Below are 16,359 nucleotides of genomic sequence, written 5' to 3'. Positions count from 1 at the left end.
GGTTGCGGTTGCGGCAGTCGGCCGGTTTCAGGAGGAAGGTCAGCATGACGCAGCCCGTACAGACGATTGACGTGCTGCTCGCCGAACATGCCGAACTCGAGCTTGCTCTGGCAGATCCGGAACTGCACAGCAAGCCGGACGAGGCGCGCAAAGTCGGACGCCGGTTTGCCCGACTGGCCCCGATCGTCGCCACCCACCGCAAGTTGGTGTCCGCGCGCGAAGACCTCGAGACCGCACGTGAACTCGCCGCCGACGACGAATCGTTCGCTGACGAGGTGGCCGAACTGGAATCACGGGTAGTCGAACTGGACACCCAACTCACCGACATGCTGGCACCGCGCGACCCCCATGACGCCGATGACATCGTGCTCGAAGTCAAATCCGGTGAGGGGGGCGAAGAGTCGGCTTTGTTCGCGGCCGACTTGGCCAGGATGTACATCCGCTACGCCGAGCGGCATGGCTGGACGGTGACGGTTCTGGACGAGACGACGTCGGATCTTGGCGGCTACAAGGACGCGACGCTGGCCATTGCGAGCAAAGGCGACAGCGCCGACGGCGTGTGGTCGCGAATGAAATTCGAGGGCGGGGTCCACCGGGTGCAGCGGGTCCCAGTGACGGAATCCCAAGGCCGCGTGCATACTTCGGCGGCAGGCGTGCTGGTCTATCCGGAACCCGAAGAGGTCGGCGAGGTGCACATCGACGAGTCGGATTTGCGCATCGACGTATACCGGTCCTCGGGCAAGGGCGGCCAGGGTGTCAATACCACCGACTCCGCGGTCCGGATCACTCACCTGCCCACCGGGATTGTCGTCACCTGCCAAAACGAACGCTCTCAGCTGCAGAACAAGGCTCGTGCGTTGCAGGTGTTGGCCGCACGCCTGCAGGCACTGGCCGAGGAGCAGGCGCTGGCCGACGCTTCGGCGGATCGGGCCAGCCAGATCCGAACAGTCGACCGCAGCGAACGCATTCGCACCTACAACTTTCCGGAGAACCGGATCACCGATCACCGGATCGGCTTTAAGTCACACAATCTCGATCAAGTCCTCGACGGTGACCTGGACGCGCTGTTCGACGCGCTGGGAGCCGCCGACAAGCAGGCCCGGCTGCAACAACAGACATGACTTCCGCGCCGGCGACGATGCAGAGCGTAAGAGCGATGTGGGGGCACTCCCCCACGAGTGGGAGGTACCCCCACCCGTTTGCGGGGGAGAGGAGCGGCGCAATGGCCTCCCTGGGGCGCTCGACCTCGCTGCGGCGTGCGATCGACTCCGCCGCGGCGTTACTTGCCGAAGCGGGCATTGTCTCGGCGCGGTGTGACGCCGAGCTGTTGGCGGCTCACCTGGTGGGCGTCGAACGCGGCCGGCTGCCATTAATCGAGCCGCCCGGCGAGGAGTTTTTCGGGCGCTACCGCGAAGCTGTCGCGGCGCGTTCGCGGCGAATGCCGTTGCAGCATCTCACCGGGACGGTGTCCTTCGGGCCGGTGTTGCTGCAGGTCGGCCCTGGCGCGTTCATCCCGCGTCCGGAGACTGAGGCGATCTGGGCGTGGGCCAACGCGCAGTCGCTTCCGGCGCGACCCGTGATCGTCGACGTGTGCACCGGATCCGGCGCATTGGCGGTCGCGCTGGCCCAGCATCGGCCGGATGGCCGAATCCTCGGCATCGACAACTCCGAGGCCGCCCTCGGTTTCGCACGCCGCAACGCCGAGGGCACCGGGGTCGAACTCGTGCTAGCCGACGTGACCAAGCCCGGACTGCTCCCCGAACTCGACGGACGGGTCGACCTCGTCGTCGCCAACCCGCCCTACGTTCCTGACGGTGCCGTTCTGGAACCTGAAGTGGCACAGCATGATCCACCGGATGCGGTGTTCGGTGGGCCGGACGGTATGGCGGTGATTCCGTCCATTGTCCGCCTCGCTGCGCGCTGGCTGGGTCCCGGTGGTTTGTTCGCCGTCGAACACGATGACAGTACATCGGAAGCAACCGTCGAATTGATCAACAGCACAGGCGCTTTCGACAACGTGATGGCACACCGAGATCTCGCCGGACGGCCAAGGTTCGTCACTGCCCGCAGGACGGGGGGCGGCGCCGATGAGTAGCGTGTTCGACTGCGCTGACCCCGATCAGCGCTCGCGAGGAATCGAGGCCGCGGTGGGGGCGCTCAAGGCCGGCCGACTGGTCGTGCTGCCCACGGACACCGTCTACGGAATTGGCGCCGATGCTTTCGACAGCACCGCAGTCGATGCGCTGCTATCGGCCAAGGGGCGCGGACGCGACATGCCGGTCGGTGTGCTGGTCGGCTCCTGGCACACGATCGAGGGCCTGGTCTACTCGATGCCCGATGGCGCACGCGAGCTGATCCGCGCGTTCTGGCCGGGTGCGCTGAGCCTGGTTGTCGTGCAGGCGCCGTCCCTGCAGTGGGACCTTGGCAATGCCTACGGCACCGTGATGTTGCGAATGCCGTTGCACCCGGTCGCCATCGAGTTACTGCGCGAAGTGGGGCCCATGGCGGTTTCCAGCGCCAACATCTCCGGCGAGCCGGCCGCCGTCGACGCCGACGATGCGCGCCGGCAGTTCGGCGATCACGTCGACGTCTATCTCGACGCGGGTACGTCCACGCGGCAGGCCGCCTCGACGATCGTCGACCTGACCGGAGCCACTCCACGCATCCTGCGATCGGGGCCGGTCAGCGCTGAGCGGATCGCCGAAGTGCTCGGGCTGGACCCGGCGAACTTGACCGCGTAGGCATTGATTGCCCGTGGGTGTCTCAGGTTGGTGCAGTACGGTCGCGACGTGTCCAGCGATGTGGCCAGCCTTGCCGGGGGCTTGCTCGCGCTTTCTGATCGCAGCGCCGGTGTCCCGCTGCGCGAGCTTGCGCTCGTCGGGCTGACCGCAGCCATCATCACGTACTTCGCGACCGGGCCGGTGCGGGTGTTGGCTACCCGCCTGGGAGCCGTCGCCTATCCGCGCGAACGGGACGTGCACGTGAAGCCAACCCCCCGGATGGGTGGACTGGCGATGTTTCTCGGTGTCGTTTCCGCGGTCTTTCTCGCCTCCCAGCTTCCGGCGCTGACCCGCGGGTTCGTCTATTCCAACGGCATGCCGGCGGTGTTGGTGGCGGGTGCGGTGATCATGGGCATCGGTCTGATCGACGACCGTTGGGGCCTGGACGCGCTGACGAAATTCGCCGGCCAGATCACCGCGGCAAGCGTGCTGGTGACCATGGGTGTCGCGTGGAGTGTGCTGTACATCCCGTTCGGCGGGGTCGGCACCATCGTGTTGGACCAGGCCTCGTCGATCCTGCTCACCCTGGCGTTGACCGTGTCGATCGTCAACGCGATGAACTTCGTCGACGGTCTCGACGGACTGGCCGCCGGGCTGGGCCTCATCACGGCCCTGGCGATCTGCATGTTCTCGGTCGGCCTGCTCCGCGACCACGGCGGCGACGTCTTGTACTACCCGCCGGCGGTGATTTCGGTGGTGCTTGCCGGCGCATGTCTGGGCTTTCTGCCGCACAATTTCCACCGGGCGAAGATCTTCATGGGCGATTCCGGTTCGATGCTGATCGGCTTGATGCTCGCCGCTGCTTCCACGACGGCTGCCGGGCCAATCTCGCAGAACGCCTACGGCGCCCGTGATGTGTTTGCTCTGCTGTCGCCGTTCCTGCTGGTAGTGGCCGTCATGTTGGTACCGATGCTGGACTTGCTGCTCGCGATCGTGCGCCGCACCCGCGCGGGCCGCAGCGCGTTCAGCCCCGACAAGATGCACCTGCATCACCGGCTGCTGCAGATCGGTCATTCGCATCGGCGCGTGGTGCTGATCATCTACTTGTGGGTGAGCATCGTCGCGTTCGGCGCCGCGAGCACGATCTTCTTCAACCCACGCCATACCGCGGCGGTCATGTTGGGCGCGATTTTTGTCGCGGGCGTCGCGACGGTGATCCCGCTGCTGCGCCGCCGAGATGACTACTACTACGACCCGGACCTGGATTAGCCCGGCCACGCCTACGACAACGGGTAGTAGTGATGTCTACCTTGTGGTACGGTGCAGCTAGAACCCCGAAAACAACCTCGCGGGTTGCCGGCCCCCCGGCCCGTCGGATCCGTATCCGCTCGCGCCGATTGACGACCGACACAGGGAGCTACCCCTTGGGTGATTCCAGCGCGACCCTTGCGATACGCTCGGCGGGCCACCGATCAGTTGATCGGGCGGTTTCCGCTCCACCAACCTGGGATTGAGGTGCTGCAGTGACGACACCAGCGCAGGACGCGCCGTTGGTGTTTCCCGCTGTTGCTTTCCGTCCGGTGCGGCTCTTTGTCATCAGCATTGCCCTGACGGCGGTGGCGACGGCCGTCGCGGCTTTGGCCGGGCACCTAATGGTTGGGCTGTTCTTTGGTATCGGGCTGCTGCTGGGTTTGCTCAACGCACTGTTGGTGCGGCGATCGGTTGAGTCGATCACCGCAAAAGACCATCCGCTGAAAAGGTCGATGGCACTGAATTCGGCGTCGCGGCTGGCAATTATCACCATTATCGGGTTGATCATCGCGTACGTTTTCCGGCCCGCTGGACTCGGTGTGGTGTTCGGGTTGGCGCTCTTCCAGGTGGTGTTGGTGCTGTCGACCGCGCTGCCGGTCTGGAAGAAGCTGCGTACCGGGGAGCCTGCGGTATCGGAAGGGAGCACCGGCGATGACTGAGTCGATCCTGGCCGCCCAGATCGAAGTCGGCGAGCACCACACCGCCACCTGGCTGGGTATGACCGTCAACACCGACACCGTGCTGTCGACTGCGATCGCCGCCGTGATCGTGATCGCCCTGGCCTTCTACCTGCGCGCGAAGGTCACCTCGACGGATGTGCCGGGCGGCGTGCAGCTGTTTTTCGAGGCCATCACCATACAGATGCGCAATCAGGTCGAGAGCGCCATTGGGATGCGTATCGCACCGTTCGTGCTGCCGCTCGCGGTGACCATTTTTGTGTTCATCCTGATCTCCAACTGGCTGTCCGTCCTTCCGCTGCAGTACACCGAGGAGAGCGGCAAGACCACCGAAGTGCTCTCGGCGGCGGCCGCGGACATCAATTACGTACTGGCGCTAGCTCTTTTCGTCTTCGTCTGCTACCACACGGCCGGGATTTGGCGTCGTGGCATCGTCGGACACCCGATCAAGCTGCTCAAGGGGCACGTAGCAATCCTCGCGCCGATCAACGTCGTCGAAGAACTTGCCAAGCCGATCTCGTTGTCGCTCCGACTTTTCGGCAACATCTTCGCCGGCGGCATTCTGGTCGCGCTGATCGCGCTATTTCCGCCGTACATCCTGTGGTTGCCGAATGCGATCTGGAAATCGTTTGACTTGTTCGTCGGCGCCATACAGGCGTTCATTTTCGCGCTGCTGACGATCTTGTACTTCAGCCAGGCGATGGAGCTGGAAGAAGACCACCACTAGACACCACTGGTTATCAAGGAGGATAAGAAATGGACCCCACAATCGCTGCCGGCGCCCTCATCGGCGGCGGACTGATCATGGCCGGTGGCGCCATCGGCGCCGGTATCGGTGACGGTGTCGCCGGTAACGCGCTGATCTCCGGTGTTGCCCGGCAACCCGAGGCGCAGGGACGGCTGTTCACGCCGTTCTTCATCACCGTCGGTCTGGTTGAGGCGGCCTACTTCATCAACCTGGCCTTTATGGCGCTGTTCGTCTTTGCAACTCCCGTCAAGTAATTCGCTGCGATGGGTGACCTGAACTCTATTGTCCTGGCCTCGAGTCAGGCGGCAGAGGAAGGTGGCAAGAACAGCAACTTCCTCATTCCCAACGGCACCTTTTTCTTCGTGCTGGCCATCTTCTTGGTGGTGCTCGGCGTCATCGGCACGTTCGTGGTGCCGCCGATCCTGAAGGTGTTGCGGGAACGCGACGCCATGGTCGCCAAGACGCACGCCGACAACAAGAAGTCGGCCGAGCAGTTCGCCGCCGCCGAGGCCGATTACGAAGAAGCCATGAAGGAAGCCCGAATCCAGGCATCCTCCTACCGCGACACTGCCCGCGCAGAGGGTCGTAAGGTCGTCGAAGACGCGCGTGCCCGTGCCGAGCAGGAAGTGGCATCGACGTTGCAGCAGGCAAACGAGCAACTGAAGCGGGAGAGGGACGCCGTGGAATCGGACTTGCGCGCCAACGTTGGGACGATGTCGGCGACTTTGGCCAGTCGAATCCTCGGTGTCGAGGTCACCACCCCGGCTGCGACGAGGTAGCTCCCATGTCGACATTTATCGGACAGTTGGTCGGTTTCGCGGCCATCGTGCTCCTGGTGTGGCGCTATGTGGTGCCGCCGGTCCGCCGTTTGATGAGCGCCCGGCAAGAAGTGGTGCGCCAGCAGTTAAAAGATGCGGCTGCAGCCGCCGACCGACTGACCGAGTCGACCACGGCCCATAGCAAGGCCGTGGAGGCGGCCAAGGCGGAGGCGCAGCGGGTCGTCGAAGAGGCCAAGACGGACGCCGAACGCATCGCGGAACAACTGCAGGCCCACGCCGAAGCCGAGGCGGAACGCATCAAGGTGCAGGGCGTCAGTCAGGTCGAGCTGCTGCGCACGCAGCTGGCCCGTCAGCTTCGGCTGGAGCTCGGCCACGAATCCGTGCGCCTGGCAGGGGAATTGGTCCGCGACTATGTTGCTGATGAGGCGCAGCAGTCGGCCACGGTCGATCGTTTCCTCGACGAGCTCGAGGCCATGGCGCCCGAGGCGGCCGACGTCGAGTATCCGTTGTTGGCCAAGATGCGTTCGGCGAGTCGGCGAGCGCTGGGCGGCCTGGTGGATCGATTCGACACGATAGCCAGGAACATTGACACAAATGGCCTTTCGGCACTTGCCGGCGAGCTGGTGTCGGTCGCCAAGATGCTAGACCGCGAAATCGTCGTCACCCGTTATCTCACCGTGCCCGCCGAAGACTCGGGACCCAGGGTCAGGTTGATCGAGCGGCTGGTGTCCGGCAAAGTCGGCACCGCCACGCTGGATGTGCTACGCGCGGCGGTCTCGGAGCGTTGGTCGGCTAACAACGATCTCATCGACGCGATCGAGCACGTGTCTCGTCAAGCGTTGCTGGAAGTCGCCGAACGCGACGGCCAGGTCGACGAGGTCGAAGACCAGTTGTTCCGGTTCTCCCGCATCCTCGACGCGCAACCGCGACTCGCCATCCTGTTAGGCGATCGCACGAGCCCAGCCGAAGGCCGTATCGGGTTGCTGCGCAAGGTACTTGAGAGCTCAAGCGGCGACGTCAACCCGGTTGTCGTCGCGCTGTTGTCGCAGACTGTCGAGCTATTGAGAGGCCAGCCGGCCGAAGAGGCCGTGCTGTTCCTGGCCGAGGTTGCGGTGGCGCGCCGCGGTGAAATCGTCGCACAGGTCAGTGCCGCGGCCGAGCTCAGCGACGCCCAGCGTACCCGCCTCACCCAAGTGTTGAGCCGTATCTACGGTCATCCGGTCGCGGTGCAGCTGCAGGTCGACGCCGGACTGCTGGGTGGGCTCTTGATCGCTGTGGGTGACGAGATAATCGACGGAACGCTCTCGTCTCGTTTGGCCGCTGCCAAAGCGCAATTGCCCGACTAAAAACGAAAAACCGAAGTAGGAAGACGAAAAGCCATGGCCGACTTGACAATCTCCGCTGATGACATTCAGAGCGCCATCGAAGAATACGTAAGTTCTTTCACGTCCGACACTTCTCGCGAGGAAGTCGGTACCGTGGTCGACGCCGGCGACGGCATCGCGCACGTCGAAGGTTTGCCGTCGGTGATGACCCAGGAGCTGCTCGAGTTTCCGGGCGGAGTTCTCGGTGTCGCGCTCAACCTGGATGAGCACAGCGTCGGCGCGGTGATCTTGGGTGACTTCGAGAACATCGAAGAGGGCCAACAGGTCAAGCGCACCGGGGAGGTTCTGTCGGTTCCGGTGGGCGACGGGTTCTTGGGGCGGGTGATCAATCCGCTCGGCCAGCCGATCGACGGGCGCGGAGACATCGATTCCGATACCAGGCGTGCGCTGGAGCTCCAGGCACCGTCGGTGGTGCAGCGGCAAGGTGTGAAGGAGCCACTGCAGACCGGGATCAAGGCGATCGACGCGATGACCCCGATCGGCCGCGGGCAGCGCCAGCTGATCATTGGCGACCGCAAGACCGGCAAGACCGCCGTCTGCGTCGACACCATCCTCAACCAGCGGCAGAACTGGGAAACCGGTGATCCCAAGCAGCAGGTGCGTTGCGTGTACGTGGCCATCGGGCAGAAGGGCACCACTATCGCCGCGGTCCGCCGAGCGCTGGAAGAGGGCGGCGCGATGGACTACACCACCATCGTCGCGGCGCCGGCTTCGGACTCCGCCGGCTTCAAATGGCTTGCACCGTATACCGGTTCGGCGATCGCACAGCATTGGATGTACGACGGCAAGCATGTGCTGATCGTCTTCGACGACTTGACCAAGCAGGCCGAGGCGTACCGCGCGATCTCGCTGCTGCTGCGCCGACCGCCCGGCCGTGAGGCCTATCCGGGCGACGTGTTCTATCTGCACTCCCGCCTGCTGGAGCGTTGCGCCAAACTGTCCGACGAACTCGGCGGCGGCTCGCTGACGGGCCTGCCGATCATCGAGACCAAGGCCAACGACATCTCGGCCTACATCCCCACCAACGTCATCTCGATCACCGACGGTCAGTGCTTCCTGGAGACCGACCTGTTCAACCAGGGCGTCCGGCCCGCCATCAACGTCGGTGTGTCGGTATCCCGCGTTGGCGGCGCCGCGCAGATCAAGGCCATGAAGGAAGTGGCCGGGTCCCTGCGTCTGGATCTGTCGCAGTACCGCGAGCTGGAAGCGTTCGCCGCCTTTGCTTCTGACCTGGATGCCACATCGAAGGCGCAGTTGGAGCGTGGCGCACGACTGGTCGAGCTGCTGAAGCAGCCGCAATATCAGCCGATGCCGGTTGAGGAACAGGTGGTTTCGATCTTCCTAGGCACCGGCGGTCACCTGGACTCGGTGCCCGTCGAGGACGTCAGACGGTTCGAAACCGAACTACTGGACCACATGCGGGCTTCCGAAGAGAAGATCCTCCAAGAGATCCGCGAGAGCCAAAAGCTCACCGACGAAAACGCCGACGCGCTCACCGAGGTCATCCAGAACTTCAAGAAGGGCTTCGCGGCCACCGGTGGCGCCTCAGTGGTGCCCGACGAACATGTCGAGGCCCTAGACGAGGAGAAGCTGGCCAAGGAAGCGGTGAAGGTCAAAAAGCCGGCACCGAAGAAGAAGAAGTAGCCAACCATGGCCGCCACACTTCGCGAACTACGGGGACGGATTCGCTCGGCCGGGTCGATCAAGAAGATCACCAAGGCCCAGGAGCTGATCGCGACGTCGCGCATCGCTAGGGCGCAGGCTCGGCTCGAATCCGCCCGGCCCTACGCCTTCGAGATCACCCGGATGCTGACCACGTTGGCGGCCGAGGCCGCCCTGGACCATCCGCTGCTCGTCGAGCGTCCCGAACCGAAACGGGCCGGCGTGCTTGTGGTGTCGTCCGATCGCGGTTTGTGCGGTGCGTACAACGCCAGTATCTTCCGTCGCTCCGAGGAGCTGTTCTCGCTGCTGCGCGATGAGGGTAAGACGCCGGTGCTGTACGTGGTGGGCCGTAAAGCGCTGAACTACTACACGTTCCGCAACTGGGACATCACCGAGTCCTGGACGGGTTTCTCCGAGCAACCAAAGTACGAGAACGCCGCGGAGATCGCCTCGACTCTTGTCGATGCGTTCATGCTCGGCGCTGGCAGCGGCGAGGAAGAGGGCGTCGACGAGTTGCACATCGTCTATACCGAATTCAAGTCGATGCTGTCGCAGTCGGCGGAGGCTCACCGGATTGCCCCCATGGTGGTGGAGTACGTGGAGGAGGACCGTGGACCGCGGACCCTGTATTCGTTCGAGCCCGATGCGACGACGCTGTTCGAGTCGCTGCTGCCCCGGTACCTGACCACTCGTGTGTACGCGGCGCTGCTGGAATCCGCTGCATCGGAGCTGGCCTCGCGCCAGCGGGCGATGAAGTCGGCCACCGACAACGCAGACGACCTGATCAAGGCTCTGACGCTGATGGCAAACCGCGAGCGGCAGGCACAGATCACCCAGGAGATTAGCGAAATCGTTGGTGGCGCAAATGCGCTCGCCGATGCCCGCTAGGCCAAGCCAGGTTAGCCCCACGAGGAAGCGAAGAAAGTATGACAGCTGTTACTGAAACCACTGAAAAGTCGACAAACACCGAAACCAGCGGCCGCGTGGTACGGGTGACCGGGCCCGTCGTCGACGTTGAGTTTCCGCGTGGTTCCGTCCCGGAGCTGTTCAACGCGCTGCACGCCAAGATCAATTTCGAGTCGCTCGCAAAAACCCTCACGTTGGAGGTGGCGCAGCACCTCGGCGACAACTTGGTGCGCACCATCTCCCTGCAGCCCACCGACGGACTGGTGCGCGGCGTCGAGGTAACCGACACCGGTAGATCGATTTCGGTGCCGGTCGGTGAGGGCGTCAAAGGACATGTCTTCAACGCGCTGGGCGACTGCTTGGACGAGCCGGGGTACGGAGAACAGTTCGAGCACTGGTCAATTCACCGCAAGCCGCCGGCTTTCGAAGATCTGGAACCTCGGACCGAGATGCTCGAGACCGGCCTCAAGGTCGTCGACCTGCTGACACCGTATGTGCGCGGCGGCAAGATCGCGCTGTTCGGTGGTGCTGGGGTGGGCAAGACGGTGCTGATCCAGGAGATGATTAACCGCATCGCCCGAAACTTCGGTGGCACTTCGGTGTTCGCCGGCGTCGGGGAGCGCACCCGCGAGGGCAACGACCTATGGGTCGAGCTTCAAGAAGCCAACGTGCTCAAGGACACCGCCCTGGTATTCGGTCAGATGGATGAGCCGCCCGGCACCCGTATGCGAGTGGCGCTGTCCGCGCTGACGATGGCCGAATGGTTCCGTGACGAGGCGGGCCAGGACGTGCTGTTGTTCATTGACAACATCTTCCGGTTCACCCAGGCCGGATCGGAAGTGTCGACGCTACTGGGTCGCATGCCGTCGGCGGTCGGTTACCAACCCACACTGGCCGACGAGATGGGTGAGCTGCAGGAGCGCATCACGTCGACGCGAGGCCGGTCGATCACGTCGATGCAGGCCGTCTACGTGCCGGCCGACGACTACACCGACCCCGCGCCGGCAACGACATTCGCGCACCTGGATGCCACCACCGAACTGTCGCGGTCGGTGTTCTCCAAGGGCATCTTCCCCGCCGTCGACCCGTTGGCGTCGAGCTCGACGATCCTGGACCCCGGTGTCGTCGGCGACGAGCATTACCGTGTGGCACAGGAGGTAATCCGAATCCTGCAGCGCTACAAGGATCTTCAGGACATCATCGCCATCCTTGGTATCGACGAGCTGTCAGAAGAGGACAAGCAGTTGGTCGGGCGGGCCCGGCGCATTGAGCGGTTCCTCTCGCAGAACATGATGGCGGCCGAGCAGTTCACCGGCCAGCCGGGTTCGACGGTCCCGGTGAAGGAGACCATCGAAGCATTCGACAAGTTGTCGAAGGGCGACTTCGACCACGTACCGGAACAGGCATTCTTCCTGATCGGCGGCCTCGATGACCTCGCTAAGAAGGCCGAGAGCCTCGGGGCCAAGCTCTAACCGTCCGGCTGAGTCGAAAGGTGGTGTGGAATGGCGGAATTGAACGTTGAAATCGTTGCTGTCGACCGCAAGATCTGGTCGGGCGAGGGCACCTTTCTCTTCACCCGCACCACCGTCGGCGAGATCGGCATCCTGCCGCGCCACATCCCGCTGGTTGCGCAACTGGTCGACGACGCCATGGTGCGAGTCGAGCGGGAAGGCAAAGCGGATCTGCGGATCGCGGTGGATGGTGGCTTCTTGTCGGTGACGGAAGAGGGCGTCAGCATTCTCGCCGAATCCGCCGAGTTCGAGAAGGACATCGACGAGAGCGCCGCGAAGCGGGATTCCGAGTCCGACGACCCGAAGATCGCCGCCAGGGGCCGCGCCAGACTGCGCGCTATCGGCGCGATCGACTAGCAGCCCGATGAGCGCGCCCATGATCGGCATGGCCGTGCTCGTAGTTCTGCTGGGCACGGCCGTCCTGGCATTGAGTTACCGGTTGTGGAAACTGCGCCAGGGCGGAACGGCGGGAATCATGAGGGACATTCCCGCTGTCGGCGGACACGGCTGGCGCCACGGAGTGATCCGCTACCGCGGCGGCGAAGCGGCGTTCTACCGTCTGTCCAGTCTGCGGTTGTGGCCAGATCGTCGGCTCAGCAGGCGGGGTTTGGAGATCGTGGCCCGGCGCGCGCCACGAGGCGACGAGTTCGACATCATGACCGACGAGATCGTGATACTCGAACTGCGCGACACCACCCAGGACCGTAGGCAGGGTTACGAGCTCGCGCTTGATCACAGCGCATTGACCGCGTTCTTGTCGTGGGTGGAGTCGCGTCCTTCACCGCGGGCTCGTCGCCGCAGCGTCTGACGCGCGTACTGGCGGCGAGCAGTCGCGAAAGCCCCTAAAAGCCGTGGTTTTCAGGGGCTTTCGCGACTGCTCGCCGTCCTGTCGCCGCCCGGTCGCCACAACACGTCTCCTTGCGGGTTAGCCACCCGCGACAAAATGAACAGCAGATCCGATAGCCGGTTCAGATACTTCGCCGGCAGCGCACTGACACCGCCCGGGTAAGCCTCGACCGCGGCCCAGGCCGACCTCTCGGCGCGGCGTACCACGGTGCGGGCAACATGCAGTACCGCCGATAACGGCGAACCGCCCGGCAGCACAAAGGAATTCAGCGCCGGAAGGGACTCGTTGTAGGTGTCGCACCAGCCCTCCAGTCGGTCGATGTAGGGCTGGGTGACACGTAGCGGAGGATGCTCAGGATTCTCGACCACTGGCGTCGATAAATCCGCACCGGCGTCGAACAAGTCATTCTGGATCTGTCGCAACACCTCTGTGATTTGTTGGTCGGGACTGCCAAGCGCGATTGCCGCACCGATTGCGGCGTTCGCCTCGTCGCAATCCGCATACGCCACCAGACGAGAGTCGTTCTTCGAGACCCGCGAGAAATCGCTCAACCCGGTGGTTCCGTCGTCGCCGGTACGGGTATAGATACGGGTCAAGTGTACGGCCATACGCAAACCGTACTTGTCCGACTGACAAAGCCGATAGCGCTTCACTACACTGACCCGGGTGGCAGAGCGTTTCGTCGTGACTGGTGGCAACCGGTTGTCAGGCGAAGTAGCTGTCGGGGGTGCCAAGAACAGCGTTCTCAAACTTATGGCCGCAGCGTTGTTGGCCGAGGGCACCAGCACCATCACTAACTGTCCCGACATCCTCGATGTGCCACTGATGGCGGAGGTACTGCGTGGGCTAGGCGCCACCGTCGAACTCGACGGCGACGTGGCCCGAATCACCTCGCCCGACGAGCCGAAGTACGACGCCGACTTCGCCGCGGTGCGCCAGTTCCGGGCCTCGGTTTGTGTGCTGGGGCCGCTGGTCGGGCGGTGCAAGCAGGCAAGGGTCGCGCTTCCGGGTGGCGACGCGATCGGATCCCGTCCGCTGGATATGCACCAGGCGGGCCTGCGGCAGTTGGGTGCACGCTGCAACATCGAGCATGGTTGCGTCGTGGCCCAGGCAGATACGTTGCGCGGTGCGGAGATTCAGTTGGAGTTCCCCTCGGTGGGAGCTACCGAGAACATCCTGATGGCCGCCGTCGTGGCCGAGGGTGTCACCACAATTCACAATGCGGCGCGCGAGCCCGACGTGGTTGACCTCTGCACGATGTTGAACCAGATGGGTGCGCAAGTCGAAGGTGCGGGTTCGCCGACGATGACCATCACCGGTGTCCCGCGACTGTATCCGACCGAGCACCGGGTGATCGGAGACCGCATCGTGGCCGCGACATGGGGCATCGCCGCCGCAATGACGCGCGGCGACATATCGGTGACGGGCGTCGATCCGGCGCATCTTCAGCTGGTGCTGCACAAGTTGCACGACGCGGGCGCCACCGTGACCCAGACGGACGACAGTTTCCGAGTGGCCCAGTACGAGCGCCCGAAAGCCGTCAATGTTGCGACATTGCCGTTCCCCGGTTTTCCGACCGATCTGCAGCCGATGGCCATCGCCTTGGCCTCGATCGCCGATGGCACCTCGATGATCACGGAGAACGTCTTCGAGGCGCGGTTTAGGTTCGTCGAAGAGATGATTCGGCTTGGCGCAGACGCCCGCACCGACGGCCACCACGCCGTGGTGCGGGGTCTCCCGCAATTGTCAAGCGCGCCGGTCTGGTGTTCCGACATCCGCGCCGGTGCTGGCCTGGTGCTGGCGGGATTGGTCGCCGACGGCGACACCGAGGTTCACGACGTCTTCCACATCGATCGGGGCTACCCGTTGTTCGTGGAGAACCTGGTTGGTTTGGGAGGCGAGATTGAGAGGGTATGCTTGTAGACATCGGCCCCCGTTAGCACGGTCATCCCACGAGATGACCAAAAACCGGGGGTTGACTGCTCTGCCTGGTCTGTATTAAGCTGGCAGGGTTGCCCCGAAGAGGGCAAAAACAAGCGAGCGTGTTGTTTGAGAACTCAATAGTGTGTTTGGTGTTTTTGTTTGTTGTTGTTTTTTTGACTACACCTTGCACTCCCCGTGTGTGGGTGTAGTCGCATTTTCAGATGCCAGTTCTTGGCGTCTTGTCAGGTATCTCTGATTGTAAATTCACCTCGCTATCGAGGGGTTTTTGTTTGGAGAGTTTGATCCTGGCTCAGGACGAACGCTGGCGGCGTGCTTAACACATGCAAGTCGAACGGAAAGGCCCCTTCGGGGGTACTCGAGTGGCGAACGGGTGAGTAACACGTGGGTAATCTGCCCTGCACTTCGGGATAAGCCTGGGAAACTGGGTCTAATACCGGATAGGACCTAGAGGCGCATGCCTTGTGGTGGAAAGCTTTTGCGGTGTGGGATGGGCCCGCGGCCTATCAGCTTGTTGGTGGGGTGACGGCCTACCAAGGCGACGACGGGTAGCCGGCCTGAGAGGGTGTCCGGCCACACTGGGACTGAGATACGGCCCAGACTCCTACGGGAGGCAGCAGTGGGGAATATTGCACAATGGGCGCAAGCCTGATGCAGCGACGCCGCGTGGGGGATGACGGCCTTCGGGTTGTAAACCTCTTTCACCATCGACGAAGGTTCGGGTTTTCTCGGATTGACGGTAGGTGGAGAAGAAGCACCGGCCAACTACGTGCCAGCAGCCGCGGTAATACGTAGGGTGCGAGCGTTGTCCGGAATTACTGGGCGTAAAGAGCTCGTAGGTGGTTTGTCGCGTTGTTCGTGAAATCTCACGGCTTAACTGTGAGCGTGCGGGCGATACGGGCAGACTGGAGTACTGCAGGGGAGACTGGAATTCCTGGTGTAGCGGTGGAATGCGCAGATATCAGGAGGAACACCGGTGGCGAAGGCGGGTCTCTGGGCAGTAACTGACGCTGAGGAGCGAAAGCGTGGGGAGCGAACAGGATTAGATACCCTGGTAGTCCACGCCGTAAACGGTGGGTACTAGGTGTGGGTTTCCTTCCTTGGGATCCGTGCCGTAGCTAACGCATTAAGTACCCCGCCTGGGGAGTACGGCCGCAAGGCTAAAACTCAAAGGAATTGACGGGGGCCCGCACAAGCGGCGGAGCATGTGGATTAATTCGATGCAACGCGAAGAACCTTACCTGGGTTTGACATGCACAGGACGCGTCTAGAGATAGGCGTTCCCTTGTGGCCTGTGTGCAGGTGGTGCATGGCTGTCGTCAGCTCGTGTCGTGAGATGTTGGGTTAAGTCCCGCAACGAGCGCAACCCTTGTCTCATGTTGCCAGCGGGTAATGCCGGGGACTCGTGAGAGACTGCCGGGGTCAACTCGGAGGAAGGTGGGGATGACGTCAAGTCATCATGCCCCTTATGTCCAGGGCTTCACACATGCTACAATGGCCGGTACAAAGGGCTGCGATGCCGTGAGGTTAAGCGAATCCTTTTAAAGCCGGTCTCAGTTCGGATCGGGGTCTGCAACTCGACCCCGTGAAGTCGGAGTCGCTAGTAATCGCAGATCAGCAACGCTGCGGTGAATACGTTCCCGGGCCTTGTACACACCGCCCGTCACGTCATGAAAGTCGGTAACACCCGAAGCCAGTGGCCTAACCCTTGGGAGGGAGCTGTCGAAGGTGGGATCGGCGATTGGGACGAAGTCGTAACAAGGTAGCCGTACCGGAAGGTGCGGCTGGATCACCTCCTTTCTAAGGAGCACCACGAAAAACACCCCAACTGGTGGGGTGTAAGCCGTGAGGGGTTCTCGTCTGTAGTGGACG

General features: G+C 63.1%; 16 protein-coding genes and 1 rRNA gene. 16 read left to right on the top strand and 1 reads right to left on the bottom strand.

Features of this window, described 5'->3' with window-relative positions; translation table 11 throughout:
- Window positions 1-44: 44 nt before the first annotated feature.
- The 14 genes from prfA (at window position 45) to AADZ78_RS19475 (ending at window position 12,507) form a co-directional block, all read left to right on the top strand.
- Window positions 45-1,121 (top strand): peptide chain release factor 1, encoded by a 1,077-nt coding sequence (gene prfA, locus AADZ78_RS19540; protein WP_085252695.1) that lies wholly within the window; start codon window positions 45-47, stop codon window positions 1,119-1,121.
- A gap of 101 nt (window positions 1,122-1,222) precedes the next feature.
- The gene (gene prmC / locus AADZ78_RS19535) at window positions 1,223-2,095 is read left to right on the top strand and encodes a peptide chain release factor N(5)-glutamine methyltransferase (protein WP_139828992.1); all 873 of its coding nucleotides are present in this window, start codon (window positions 1,223-1,225) and stop codon (window positions 2,093-2,095) included.
- Window positions 2,088-2,741, top strand: a complete 654-nt coding sequence (locus AADZ78_RS19530; protein ID WP_085252697.1) for an L-threonylcarbamoyladenylate synthase — start codon at window positions 2,088-2,090, stop codon at window positions 2,739-2,741. The genes prmC and AADZ78_RS19530 overlap by 8 nt, the downstream gene beginning before the upstream one ends.
- Before the next feature lie 30 nt (window positions 2,742-2,771).
- A complete protein-coding gene (rfe, locus tag AADZ78_RS19525) occupies window positions 2,772-3,989 on the top strand; it encodes a UDP-N-acetylglucosamine--decaprenyl-phosphate N-acetylglucosaminephosphotransferase (RefSeq protein WP_139828998.1) in 1,218 nt (405 codons plus the stop codon).
- A 254-nt stretch (window positions 3,990-4,243) separates the two neighbouring features.
- Window positions 4,244-4,690 (top strand): ATP synthase subunit I, encoded by a 447-nt coding sequence (locus AADZ78_RS19520; protein ID WP_085252698.1) that lies wholly within the window; start codon window positions 4,244-4,246, stop codon window positions 4,688-4,690.
- Window positions 4,683-5,435 (top strand): F0F1 ATP synthase subunit A, encoded by a 753-nt coding sequence (atpB, locus tag AADZ78_RS19515; RefSeq protein ID WP_085252699.1) that lies wholly within the window; start codon window positions 4,683-4,685, stop codon window positions 5,433-5,435. The genes AADZ78_RS19520 and atpB overlap by 8 nt, the downstream gene beginning before the upstream one ends.
- Window positions 5,436-5,464: 29 nt before the next feature.
- Window positions 5,465-5,710, top strand: coding sequence for a F0F1 ATP synthase subunit C (locus AADZ78_RS19510; protein ID WP_003406686.1), 246 nt, complete (start codon window positions 5,465-5,467; stop codon window positions 5,708-5,710).
- A 9-nt stretch (window positions 5,711-5,719) separates the two neighbouring features.
- Complete coding sequence (locus AADZ78_RS19505; protein ID WP_085252700.1) at window positions 5,720-6,235, top strand: F0F1 ATP synthase subunit B; 516 nt, start codon at window positions 5,720-5,722, stop codon at window positions 6,233-6,235.
- Window positions 6,236-6,240: 5 nt separating this feature from the next.
- Window positions 6,241-7,581: a F0F1 ATP synthase subunit B/delta gene (locus AADZ78_RS19500; RefSeq protein ID WP_085252701.1), complete on the top strand. Its 1,341-nt coding sequence runs from the start codon at window positions 6,241-6,243 to the stop codon at window positions 7,579-7,581.
- A gap of 33 nt (window positions 7,582-7,614) precedes the next feature.
- Complete coding sequence (gene atpA / locus AADZ78_RS19495; RefSeq protein ID WP_085252702.1) at window positions 7,615-9,264, top strand: F0F1 ATP synthase subunit alpha; 1,650 nt, start codon at window positions 7,615-7,617, stop codon at window positions 9,262-9,264.
- A 6-nt stretch (window positions 9,265-9,270) separates the two neighbouring features.
- A complete protein-coding gene (locus tag AADZ78_RS19490; protein ID WP_085252703.1) occupies window positions 9,271-10,170 on the top strand; it encodes a F0F1 ATP synthase subunit gamma in 900 nt (299 codons plus the stop codon).
- A gap of 38 nt (window positions 10,171-10,208) precedes the next feature.
- Window positions 10,209-11,660 carry a F0F1 ATP synthase subunit beta gene (gene atpD / locus AADZ78_RS19485; protein WP_085252704.1) on the top strand — a complete coding sequence of 484 codons (1,452 nt, stop codon included), beginning with the start codon at window positions 10,209-10,211 and terminating at the stop codon, window positions 11,658-11,660.
- A gap of 30 nt (window positions 11,661-11,690) precedes the next feature.
- Window positions 11,691-12,056, top strand: coding sequence for a F0F1 ATP synthase subunit epsilon (locus tag AADZ78_RS19480; protein ID WP_085252705.1), 366 nt, complete (start codon window positions 11,691-11,693; stop codon window positions 12,054-12,056).
- Window positions 12,057-12,063: 7 nt separating this feature from the next.
- Window positions 12,064-12,507, top strand: a complete 444-nt coding sequence (locus tag AADZ78_RS19475; RefSeq protein ID WP_085252706.1) for a DUF2550 domain-containing protein — start codon at window positions 12,064-12,066, stop codon at window positions 12,505-12,507.
- A 50-nt stretch (window positions 12,508-12,557) separates the two neighbouring features.
- Here AADZ78_RS19475 and AADZ78_RS19470 read toward each other — a convergent pair whose 3' ends face one another.
- Complete coding sequence (locus AADZ78_RS19470; RefSeq protein WP_085252707.1) at window positions 12,558-13,154, bottom strand: cob(I)yrinic acid a,c-diamide adenosyltransferase; 597 nt, start codon at window positions 13,152-13,154, stop codon at window positions 12,558-12,560.
- A 58-nt stretch (window positions 13,155-13,212) separates the two neighbouring features.
- Here AADZ78_RS19470 and murA point away from each other — a divergent pair, with 58 nt between their 5' ends.
- Both murA and AADZ78_RS19460 read left to right on the top strand, forming a co-directional pair.
- Window positions 13,213-14,469 (top strand): UDP-N-acetylglucosamine 1-carboxyvinyltransferase, encoded by a 1,257-nt coding sequence (gene murA / locus AADZ78_RS19465; RefSeq protein WP_085252708.1) that lies wholly within the window; start codon window positions 13,213-13,215, stop codon window positions 14,467-14,469.
- A 287-nt stretch (window positions 14,470-14,756) separates the two neighbouring features.
- Window positions 14,757-16,287 (top strand): 16S ribosomal RNA (locus AADZ78_RS19460).
- The last annotated feature ends 72 nt before the right edge of the window (window positions 16,288-16,359 follow it).

Source organism: Mycobacterium riyadhense (assembly GCF_963853645.1).
Classification (GTDB): domain Bacteria; phylum Actinomycetota; class Actinomycetes; order Mycobacteriales; family Mycobacteriaceae; genus Mycobacterium; species Mycobacterium riyadhense.
The sequence above is the reverse complement of the archived record's forward strand: the minus strand, read 5'-3'. Positions and strand labels throughout refer to the sequence as shown.